Here is an 11545-nt window from a genome sequence, read left to right as displayed (position 1 = left end):
CTTTCTAACATCTATTTAAAATAAATTATCAAAACTATGAATGAAAAAACAGTAATACTGCTTTGTGCAGGCAGAGGCAGCCGTTTATCTACCAGAACGTCAAATAAACCAAAACCTTTGGTAGAAACAAATCAAACATCATTTATCGATAATGCGCTGAAAAATATCGAATCTGTCGGTATTAAGAAAGTGATTATTGTGGTGGGTTATAAAAGTGATGTTTTAATATCCCAGGTTAAACAAAAGACATATAATCTGGATATTGAGTTTGTTAATAGTGAAAAATGGGAATCGACCAACAATCTCTATTCTTTATATCTTGCCCGAAATTGGATTAAGCAAGATACGCTGATCTTGGAAGGTGATATATTCTTCACCAAGAAATGCCTGGAGATGGTGATGCTAAAAGCAGGAGATCTCAATGTTCTGGTTTCTCCTTTGAGTGGGAATATGGAAGGGACTTATGCAAAAATAGATAAAGATAATATTATTGCATTACATTCCACCAAGGATAGTGATTATCAGGTTGAAGATGGGCAATATAAAACAGTGAATATTTATCATATTTGCAGCGCTAATTTTGCGGAATATGTGAATAAAGAGTTAGCAAATTACGTTAATAATGGATTAACCGGGCTATATTATGAAGATATATTTAAAAAATCCTTGTTGGGTAATATAGCTGAATTTAAAGCAAGTATTGTTGACCATTCTCAATGGTATGAAGTCGATAATACTTATGATCTTGCTATTTGTGATTTCATTTCAAGTGATAATAAGCTGGATCTTGTGCAGAACAGGCATGGTGGATATTGGCGTTATCCTATTATTGATTTTGCATTAATTTATAATTTCAACTTTCCACCTAAAAAAATGAAAGATGAAATGAAGAATAATTTTGATGAGATATTACTTAATTACCCCGGTGGGAATCGTTTAGTTGAATACGCTTTATCTGAATTTCTTGGCGTAGAAAAAACGAAACTATGCATTTCAAATGGTGCTGCTGAAATAATAAAGCGGTTACCTGAGATTTATACAGGTAAAGTATTAGTCACTGTACCATCATTTAATGAGTATGCTAATTGCTTTGGTAAAGACAGAACCCTATTTAGCTATAGCAAAGAGAGCAGAGATTTTGAGATAGATGTTGATGAATTATTAACGTTGGCGAAAGAAGAAAAGCCAAGTGTGGTGGTGATTGAATCACCGAATAACCCGACAGGTAAATTGACGCCAATGAATAGCTTGCTATATTTGGCAGGTGAGTTATTGACATTAAATATAGATTTGATTGTTGATGAATCTTTTTTAGATTTCTCTAAAATGCGTGATGATACCATGTTAATGCATTTAGATAATTATAAGAATTTATCTGTTATTCGCAGTATGAGTAAAACTTTTGGCATTGGTGGCATTCGGATAGGGTATATTGCAACCGAGAATCAAGAGTTACTCAGTAAGGTGAGATCAGTATTGCCTATTTGGAATATTAATGGTTTTGCTGAAGAGTTTTTATTGCGGTTGCCACAATATAGAGAGAGCTATAAATTAAGTTGTGAACAGGTGATTATTGATACGTTAAGATTACAGCAAGAATTGAATTCAATCGAAGGTATGACCGCCTATGAAACGGATTCTAATTTTGTTTACTGTAAATTCCATGTTTCCAATGCAAAAACGGTATCACAGTTACTTTTAGATATTCATGGCGTATATATAAAAGAGTGTTCCGGGAAAGGAAATGTCGATTCTGATCTGTATTGCCGAATATCTTGCCGGACACAAAGTGATAATGAAATGTTAATCCGTTCATTGCGCATGGTGATGCAAGGGCTGATTAATATTAGTGATATTAGTACGATTAAGGAAGTTAACGAGGTCTGCGAATGAGTCAGCCAAAAACAGTAGTGATTTGTGGTAAAGGCGAATTGGCAATTTTCATTTGTCAATATTTCTTGAATCATAAGGATTATCAAATATTGCATGTTGTGGCAGATAAATTCGAACCTGTCAGTACTGAGCAGACATTAATCGATTTCTGTCATGAAAATAATATTTCTATTATTGAAGATAATAAAGTTGAGAATTTACCCGGTTATGAAAGTGGTAATTTTAATTGCGATTTGTGCTTTGTCGTATTCCATAAGCGGATATTGCCGTTAAAATTCATTAATTCTTGTAAAAGAATATTGAATATCCATTTATCCCATTTGCCTAAATATCGTGGCGTCAGGCCAGTAAATTGGGCTTTGAAAAATGGCGAGTCATCTCATGGGGTGACGATTCATGAAATTAATGAAGGTATTGATGCGGGTCCAATTGTGAACCAGGTTTCATTTTCTATTTATCCTGAATTTGAAGAGGTTATTGATACTTATAACCGGGCTGTTAACTATGCCAGACAATTGTTCCTTGATACCATGCCAATCGTAGAAAAAATAAGTCCAAGACCTCAAATCGATTCAGAGGCCAGTATTTATTATGAGAAAGATAATCATAATCTGGCAGAAAGGATGACATTTACCAAGAAAGCATCGCTTGAATTACTGAATAAAGCGTAGATAATAATTGCTTTTAATGTACCGGGGAAGTGCTCATGTATAATCTTATTGCTACAGATCTTGATGGAACTCTGTTACTTCATGGGGATACGGTAGGTAAATTTACTCGCCAAGTGTTGACGGATTTGTCAAATACGGGAAAGCAGATCGTATTTGCCACTGGCAGACATCACGCTGATGTTAACTTCATTATTGGTGATTTTGATATACCTGTGCATCTGATTACGTCTAATGGCGCCAGATTGACAAGTGCCTGTAAGAAGTTGGATATCAGACAACATCTGCCAAGTGATGTAGTAAAAAGATTAATTGAGGAAACGCAGGCAGATCACGATTTAGTGATTAATATGTATTGTGGTTCTCAATGGTTAACCAGTGAATTACACCATAGCTTCAGTGATTTTAATCAGAATGATAATTTTAATCCAACGATCAGACCGGCTGATGAAATGCCTTGTGATGCGGTTGAAAAAGTTTTTTTCATTCATAAGCGCAGAGATCACGATGCGTTGGTTAAATTGGAACGCCATTTAATTGAGCTATTTTCTGATAGTGTCAGTATCGCTTTCTCATTCCCTTGGTGTCTGGAAGTGATGGACTGTGGTGTTTCTAAGGGGCAGGCTTTAATTCAATTAGCCGGGTTTCTTGGGGTTCCAATCAATCAAACTATTGCGTTTGGCGATGGTATGAATGACGTGGAAATGCTTTCAACCGCCGCTAAAGGGGTCATCATGGGAACGGCACAGGATAGGGTTAAACAAGCGCTGCCTCATGCGGAGGTTATTGGTTCCTGCTGCGAAGAGTCTGTCGCTTATTATTTATCTGAACATGTGTGTCAGGTGAATAATCTACCCTGAACTTTGCTGAGAGCAGTTAGTGGCCTGAGACATGAAGTGATTCGATTCGTGTCTCAGGTATTAAGGCATAAACCGATAGCCAATGCCGGTTTCAGTGAGTAAATGTTTTGGTCTGGTGGGGTCATTTTCCAATTTTTGTCGCAGATGCCCCATATAAATCCGCAAGTAATGGTTATGTTCAACATAATTAGGCCCCCAGACCTGATTGAGTAACTGGCGTTGTGTCAGCACCTTACCGCTATTTGCCAATAATTTACCCAGCAAACGAAACTCAATCGGCGTCAGATGCAACTCTTCATCGCTTTTGGTTATCCGGCGGTTAATCAGATCGACAATGACATCAGAAAAATAGACGATAGATTCTTCCTGATGGGTTCTGGCAAAGTGGCGTAAGGCAACCCGTACTCTGGCTAACAATTCACTGATGCCAAAGGGTTTACTCAGATAATCATCAGCGCCGGCATCCAGTGCGGCAACTTTATCAGCTTCTGCGTCACGGGCAGAGAGAACAATAACGGGAATGGTGCTCCATTGACGCAGATCACGGATCAAATTAATGCCGTCACCATCGGGCAGCCCCAAATCAAGAATAATCAAGTCAGGTTTACGGGTTCCCGCTTCAATTAAACCCCGTTTCAGCGTCTCACTTTCAAATACGCGACAGCCTTCCCCTTCCAGCGCCAGCCGGACAAAGCGGCGGATCTCTTTTTCATCTTCAATGATTAAGATGGTGTTATTGCTGGTAATGGTGGCATCTCCTCAGTCATTTCTTCAATTTCAGGCGGTTTCTCTAACGGTAGAACAAAGTGAAAACTCGCTCCACCTTTTTCGTTATTGGCCGCCCAAATCTTTCCATTGTGAATTTCAATAATTGCGCGACAGATTGCCAGCCCAAGGCCTACTCCCGGAATAGCAGATTCTTTGCGGGCGCGGGAAAATTTATCGAAAATTAACTGTTCCTGCTCCGGTGGAATACCTTTACCTGCATCCCAGACTTCAATATGAACCTGATTTTTTTCTGTTGTCGCTTTAATGCCCAGTGGTGTTTGTTCATCAGTGTATTTGATCGCGTTTTCCAATAAATTGATAAATACCCGTTCCAGCAGGCTGGCATCACAATGCAAGAGTAAATCAGATGGCAGGGAAACGGTGACCGGGTGGCGATTAAGCGCATATTCCAGTGAACGCAAGGTACTGCCGACGATCTCTTCCAATGATTGCCATTCCAGATTGAGTTGAATGCCCCCCGATTGGATACGCGCCATATCCAACAAGTTATTGACCAGACGGGAAGTGCTGAGAATTTGCTGGCGGATTTGATTTACCTGCTTGGTATGTGGGGAATTTTCGGCAGATAAATCCAGCATCAGGATTTCTGCTTGCCCGAAAAGGACCGTCAGAGGGGTACGTAAATCGTGAGAGAGTGCCGCCAGAAGTGAGTTACGCAACTGTTCCCGCTCTGCATCCAGTTTCGCCGATTCTGCCCGGCGGGAGAGGTGCAATCTTTCCAATGCATTGGCAATCAGGCCGGTAAATGTTTGCAATAATCGCTGTTGCTCCGGGATGAGCAATTGGCGCAAATAGGATGGTTCAATCGCCAGCACAGCAAACGTTTGTGAAGATGTTGCGATAGGCAGTAGCTGATAAGGTACGCTCGGTAAGGTATCAGTTCCTGCGCCCGCCGGCAGATTTTTATCAAAACTCCATTTGGCAATGGCATCGTCAATCAGCATATGACCGCCATTGTTTGTTGTGAGTTGATGTAAATCGCCGTTATCGCTCGGTAAAAACAGGCCGGTTTTAGCCTGGAAACTATTGGTAAGGAAATGGTAGCTGGTACGGGCAATATCGCCTTCATTCAATGCCCGGCTGAGTTCACGGGTCATTTCATAGAGATGGCGGGTGCGCTGTTCTCGGTAACGGGCAATTCGTGCCTGATATCTCATTCCCGCAGTCAGGTTTCCGACCACGACCCCCACGATCAGCATGACCGTGAAAGTCAGCAGATACTGCATATCCGTGACGGCCAGCGACCAGTGGGGCTGAACAAAGAAGATATCGAAACTGATGACGTTAATAAAAGCCGCGAATATTGATGGCCGGCGTCCATAAAACAGCGCAATGATGACGACGCCAAGCAGATAAAGTGTAACCAGGTTAGCTTTATCGAGAGTCAACAAGAATGTCCGGGAGAACAGGGTGATCAGTGTGCAGAGGGCGATTGCGATCAGGCAACCCTGAATCTGTATCCGCCATTTTTCACTGACAGAACGGCTGTCCTGTTCTTTATCCCATTGGTTGCGATCTTCCCGCGCGACAATCACTAAATCCAAATCTGGCCCCAGTTTTCCTAACCGATCAGCAAAACCAGGGCGCCATTTCCAGTTAAGCAGCTTATGTTTAGATTCACAGCAGCGGCCTATCAAAATTTTGCCGAGGTTATGCTCTCTGGCATAACGCAACACTGCTTTTTCTTTGTTGGGATCGGCGAGGGTTGCGGTTTCCGCTCCCAATTCATGGGCTAATCTGAGTGCGGTTAAAATCGTGCGCCGTTTACCTTCCGGCAATTGGTGCAGTTTTGGGGTTTCAACATAGATTGCATGCCAGATACAGCCTAACCGGGCAGCAAGCCGGGCGGCGGTACGGACCAGTTTTTCATTGCCCGCGCTGTTACCGATGCACAACAGAAGATTATCACGAGTGTGCCAGACCGGTTCATGCCCTTGGGTGTCGCGGAAAGCGCGCATTTGATCATCAACGCGATCAGCGGTACGACGCAAAGCCAGTTCTCGCAGGGCAATCAGATTGCCTTTGCGGAAAAAATGTTCAATAGCGCGTTCTGCCTGGCTGGGAATATAGACTTTACCTTCATTGAGCCGTTGGCGCAGATCATCTGGCGGTAGATCAACCAGGACAATTTCAGTTGCCTGATCAAAGATATGGTCAGGGATGGTCTCCCTGACCTGGATGCCGGTAATATCATCAACCACATCATTAAGGCTTTCCAGATGCTGAACGTTAATGGTCGTCAGCACATCGATTCCTGCGTTCAGTAATTCTTCAACATCCTGCCAGCGCTTGGGATGACGGCTGCCGTGAGGATTGCTGAATGCCAGTTCATCCATCAGAATCATCGCTGGGTGGCGGGCAATGGCGGCATCAAGATCAAAGACGGTGATTCTGCGTTTTCGGTAGTGGATCGGTTTAAGTGGCAGTTGTGGCAGACCATCAATTAAAGCAGCCGTTTCTTGCCGTTCATGGGTTTCTACCACACCGATCATCACATCCAGCCCTTGAGCACGCAATCTTTGTGCTTCCTGTAACATGGCATAGGTTTTTCCTACGCCAGCGCAGGCACCGAAAAATATTTTTAATTTACCGCGCTGTTTCTCATTAACCAGTGTCAGTAATTCATCAGGGTCAGGGCGTTGTGGTTCGTGTTGATCCATCTTCCAGCCTTAATTGTTTTTTCTTTTGCAAATTATCAAGAGCAAGATTGAGTTTTAACACATTAATAATCGGTTCACCGAGAAATTCCGATGGCGGTGTTTCAGTATTATTTCGGATTAATTGCTTTACCGCTTTAACGGGTAAACGGCGTGCGTCAGCCACTCTTTGTACCTGAAAATCAGCCGCTGCGGGTGAAATGTGAGGATCGAGGCCGCTAGCGGACGCGGTGACCAGATCAACCGGCACAGGCATGCTTGGCTGGCGGTTAAATTGGCGCAAATGTTCAACTCTGCGCTTGATTTCATCATCCAATACCGGGTTAGAAACCGCCAAATTACTGCCACCGGATAACATCGTGTTATAAGGGGAGTCCACCGTCGCGGAAGGGCGCCCCTGAAAATAGATATCTTTAGTGAAGGGTTGACCAATCAGTTCAGAACCGACTATCTGGCCGTCCTGGCCGTTTTGTTCCACCATAGAACCCTGGGACTGGTAAGGAAACATCAGTTCTGACAAACCTGTTGCCAGCAACGGGTAAGCCACACCAGTAATCAGAGTCAGGAATAGCAACAATACAATAGAAGAACGTAACCAAATCATTTTCGTCACCTTTATTTAAAGATCAGCAGAGTCAGCAACATATCTATCAGTTTGATGCCGATGAAAGGCGCTATCAGACCACCCAGACCATAAATCCACAGATTGCGGCGTAAGAGTGACAATGCGTTCATGGGGCGGTAGCTCACGCCTTTCAGAGCTAATGGGATCAGGAAGACAATAATCAGTGCGTTGAAGATAACTGTCGATAAAACCGCCGATGCTGGTGAATGCAGGTGCATGATATTAAGGACATTTAACTGTGGATAGGTGACAGAAAATGCCGCCGGGATAATGGCGAAATATTTTGCGATATCATTGGCGATACTGAACGTGGTCAGAGAACCTCGTGTCATCAGCATCTGCTTACCAATACGGACGACTTCAATCAGTTTGGTTGGGTTGGAGTCCAGATCCACCATGTTGCCGGCTTCCTTGGCCGCCTGAGTGCCTGAATTCATGGCAACCGCAACATCAGCCTGAGCAAGCGCGGGTGCATCATTAGTACCGTCGCCTGTCATGGCGACCAGACGGCCTTCGGATTGGTACTGACGGATAAGCGCCAGTTTGGCCTCGGGTGTCGCTTCCGCCAGAAAATCATCGACGCCGGCTTCTGCCGCAATTGCGGCGGCAGTCAGGCGGTTATCACCGGTAATCATCACGGTTTTGATGCCCATCCGGCGCATTTCGCTGAATCGCTCTTTGATGCCGCCTTTTACGATATCTTTCAGCGCGACAACACCCAGTACCCGCTGATTTTCTGCGACAACCAGTGGTGTACCACCTCTACGTGCTACGGCCTGTACCAGGATCTCGACTGCTTCAGGGAATTTGCCATGATTAGCTTCAATATGACGGCGGATGGCATCCACTGCGCCTTTACGGATCATACGATTTTCCACATTCACGCCGCTCATTCTGGTCATGGCAGAGAAAGGCACAAAACTGGCATTTAGTGAGCGCAGATCACGTTCGCGCAGGTTGAAATGCTGTTTTGCCAGAATGACAATGCTGCGGCCTTCCGGTGTTTCATCAGCCAGAGAAGAGAGCTGGGCGGCATCTGCCAGCTGTTGTTCTGTCACGCCGGGAGCCGGCAGAAACTGAGATGCCTGGCGATTTCCCAGGGTGATAGTGCCGGTTTTATCCAGCAGCAGCACATCTACATCCCCCGCTGCTTCAACGGCCCGGCCGCTGGTGGCAATCACATTCGTAGCCAGCATTCGGCTCATGCCTGCGACACCGATCGCAGAAAGTAAACCACCAATCGTGGTCGGAATAAGACAAACCAACAATGCGACCAATACCGTGATGGTGATAGGTTGACCAGATTGGTTGGTTTCCACACTGAATATTGAGAATGGCAATAGGGTAACACACACTAGGAGGAAGATAATCGTCAGAGCCGTCAGCAGGATCGTCAGGGCGATCTCGTTTGGCGTTTTTCGCCGTTTAGCCCCTTCCACCATTGAAATCATGCGATCAAGAAAGGTTTCACCGGGATTAGCCGAACATTCGACTATCAGCCAATCAGACAGCACGTGTGTGCCACCGGTAACAGAGGAAAAATCACCGCCGGATTCGCGGATAACCGGGGCAGATTCTCCAGTGATGGCACTTTCATCAACGGAAGCACCGCCTTCGATAACTTCACCATCACAAGGAATGGTTTCATTGGCTTCGATAATAACGATATCGCCTTTGCGCAGGCTGTCAGAAGGGACCTTTTCTCTCGTTGCATCACCGCTGGCTGAGGCGAGTTTGGTTGCCCAACGGGTTCTTCTCACCCCTTTAAGGCTGGCGGCCTGCGCTTTGCTTCTGCCTTCCGCCAGTGATTCGGCAAAGTTAGCGAACAGCAAGGTAAACCATAGCCATAAGGCGATGTTGCCGGTAAACAGCGTATTTCCTTTAAATTGACCGGCCAACATGGCAATCCACAAAATCGTGGTTAACCCACTGCCCAGATAGACCACAAACATCACCGGATTACGCCATTGTGCGGCCGGATGGCATTTTTTTACTGAGTCAATAAGCGCATTACGCATCAAAGAGGGTTCGAATAATGTCTGTTGTTTGTTTGTCATGGTGTTCCTCTCTCTATTCCTCATGTTGGTACTTACCGGGATATCTGCCAGATTTGTAAATGTTCAATTATTGGGCCCAGGATCAGTGCCGGAATAAAAGTTAATGCGCCAATTAACATCATGGTCAGGATTAATAAGCCGGTAAACAGCGGGCCACTGGTGGGGAGTGTGCCGTTGCTGACAGGCTGGCGTTTTTTCACTACCAGGGAGCCGGCAATAGCCAGCACTGACAGGATCACGCCAAAACGGCCAAAAAATAGGGTGACTGCCAGCAGTAGGTTGTAGAACACGCTGTTTGTATTGAGACCCGTGAAAGCACTGCCATTATTGTTGGCGGTAGAGGAGAGGGCATAAAGCACCTCACTGAAACCATGAGCGCCGGGGTTCAGAATACCGGCACGTCCACTGGTTGTGGATATGACAAGCGCAGTGCCTAAAAGTACCAGTATCGGGGTGACCAGAATCGCCAGTGCAACCATTTTCATCTCGAATACTTCGATTTTTTTACCGAGATATTCAGGTGCCCGGCCTATCATTAAACCGCCAATAAATACTGTCAGCAGAACGAACAGTAACATACCGTATAAGCCGGAACCCACGCCGCCGAATACGACTTCGCCAATTTGTATCAACCACATGGGGATCATGCCGCCAAGTGCGGTGAAAGAATCCTGCATGGCATTGACCGCCCCGCAGGAGGCCGCAGTTGTCACTACCGCATAAATCGAGGTTGCAAGGATACCGAAGCGATTCTCTTTCCCTTCCAGATTGATATTACTGGCAGCACCTAGCAGACTGAAATGGGGATTGCCTTTGAGTTCGGCATACATCACTCCCGCCGTAGCCGCGACGAAGATGATACCCATCGCCCATAATAAAGTGTGTCCCTGACGGTTATCGCCAATCACCTGACCAAAGGCAAAACAGAGCGCACAGGGGATCAGCAGGATAGATAATATCTGAATAAAATTGCTGATAGCGGTCGGATTTTCAAACGGATGAGCTGAACTGGCGGCAAAGAATCCACCGCCATTGGTTCCCAATAACTTGATGGCTTCCTGTGAAGCGACAGGCCCCATCGGGATCAATTGCTGTTGATCTTCAATAGTATGAGCTAATTGATAGGGTTCGAAATTCTGTATCACTCCCTGACTGACAAAAACCAGTGCGATAATCATAGACAGCGGTAGCAGCAGATAAAGTGTAATCCGGGTGATATCAACCCAGGCGTTCCCCACGGTTTTGACGCCATGACGGGAAAATGCGCGTATCAGCGCAAATACCACAGCGATACCGGTCGCGGCAGAAAGAAAGTTCTGTACGGTTAAACCCGTCATCTGACTAAAGTAGCTTAGTGTGTTTTCCCCACTGTAGGCTTGCCAGTCAGTATTGGTGATAAAGCTGACGGCGGTATTCAGCGCCAGGTCCCATTTGAGCCCGGGAAAATGTTCAGGATTTAGAGGAAGGACGCGTTGGGTAACCAGAAGGGTAAATAACAGTAATAGTCCCGTCAGATTAAAAATAATGATCGCTAATGCGTATTGCCGCCAGCTCATCTCTTTCACTGTGCCGCCAGGCTTCTGTAAACCACAGCAACGCCAAAGACCAGATTCTGTTTTAGTCAGCCAGAGCGGAATATCACCGTTGATCATATTGGCGATAATATTGCCAAGTGGTTTTGCCAACAGCAGTAAAATCAGTAAGAAACTTGCGATCAGTAAAAAAGCGGATGAGGCCATTTAAAAATCCTCCGCATGGAGTAACGCGTAAATCAGATAAAAAAATAATAGGGCTACGAATAACGTGCCAGAAATCAGAAATATGCTCACTGCTTATCTCTCCTGAGAATTTGGATAGATAAAGGTTAGGTAAGGTAGTGCAAAGAAGCTGATAAAAGAGTGAATGGATGTGTAAAAAAAGTGTAAAAATGACGAGTACAGGAAGACTCAGAAGAGTGGTAGTTGAAGGCTATCCTGCTTAAGTTAACTTGAACTTC

General features: G+C 44.9%; 8 protein-coding genes. 3 read left to right on the top strand and 5 right to left on the bottom strand.

Annotated features, from left to right (window positions below; all coding sequences use genetic code 11):
- The first annotated feature begins 36 nt into the window (after positions 1–36).
- From ACUN2T_RS17410 to ACUN2T_RS17400, 3 genes are read left to right on the top strand one after another with little or no spacing between them, the layout of a single operon-like run.
- Positions 37–1893, top strand: a complete 1857-nt coding sequence (locus ACUN2T_RS17410; protein ID WP_445494253.1) for an aminotransferase class I/II-fold pyridoxal phosphate-dependent enzyme — start codon at positions 37–39, stop codon at positions 1891–1893.
- Positions 1890–2564 (top strand): formyltransferase family protein, encoded by a 675-nt coding sequence (locus ACUN2T_RS17405; protein WP_445494251.1) that lies wholly within the window; start codon positions 1890–1892, stop codon positions 2562–2564. Before ACUN2T_RS17410 ends, ACUN2T_RS17405 begins: the two co-directional genes overlap by 4 nt.
- Before the next feature lie 35 nt (positions 2565–2599).
- Positions 2600–3421 carry a Cof-type HAD-IIB family hydrolase gene (locus ACUN2T_RS17400; RefSeq protein WP_445494249.1) on the top strand — a complete coding sequence of 274 codons (822 nt, stop codon included), beginning with the start codon at positions 2600–2602 and terminating at the stop codon, positions 3419–3421.
- A gap of 60 nt (positions 3422–3481) precedes the next feature.
- Here the strand turns inward: ACUN2T_RS17400 and kdpE are convergent, their stop codons facing one another.
- Genes kdpE through kdpA form a run of 5 tightly spaced genes read right to left on the bottom strand, consistent with a single transcriptional unit; the run spans position 3482 to position 11288 of the window.
- Positions 3482–4168 carry a two-component system response regulator KdpE gene (kdpE, locus tag ACUN2T_RS17395; protein ID WP_445497907.1) on the bottom strand — a complete coding sequence of 229 codons (687 nt, stop codon included), beginning with the start codon at positions 4166–4168 and terminating at the stop codon, positions 3482–3484.
- The gene (gene kdpD, locus ACUN2T_RS17390) at positions 4144–6870 is read right to left on the bottom strand and encodes a two-component system sensor histidine kinase KdpD (RefSeq protein WP_445494247.1); all 2727 of its coding nucleotides are present in this window, start codon (positions 6868–6870) and stop codon (positions 4144–4146) included. Before kdpD ends, kdpE begins: the two co-directional genes overlap by 25 nt.
- The gene (kdpC, locus tag ACUN2T_RS17385; RefSeq protein WP_445494246.1) at positions 6842–7471 is read right to left on the bottom strand and encodes a potassium-transporting ATPase subunit KdpC; all 630 of its coding nucleotides are present in this window, start codon (positions 7469–7471) and stop codon (positions 6842–6844) included. The genes kdpD and kdpC overlap by 29 nt, the downstream gene beginning before the upstream one ends.
- An 11-nt stretch (positions 7472–7482) precedes the next feature.
- A complete protein-coding gene (gene kdpB / locus ACUN2T_RS17380; protein WP_445494244.1) occupies positions 7483–9549 on the bottom strand; it encodes a potassium-transporting ATPase subunit KdpB in 2067 nt (688 codons plus the stop codon).
- A gap of 32 nt (positions 9550–9581) precedes the next feature.
- On the bottom strand, positions 9582–11288 hold the full coding sequence (gene kdpA, locus ACUN2T_RS17375) for a potassium-transporting ATPase subunit KdpA (RefSeq protein WP_445494242.1): 1707 nt from the start codon (positions 11286–11288) through the stop codon (positions 9582–9584).
- Positions 11289–11545: the final 257 nt, after the last annotated feature.

The organism is Photorhabdus machadonis (genome assembly GCF_052657765.1).
This window is presented reverse-complemented; position numbering and strand designations above follow the sequence as displayed.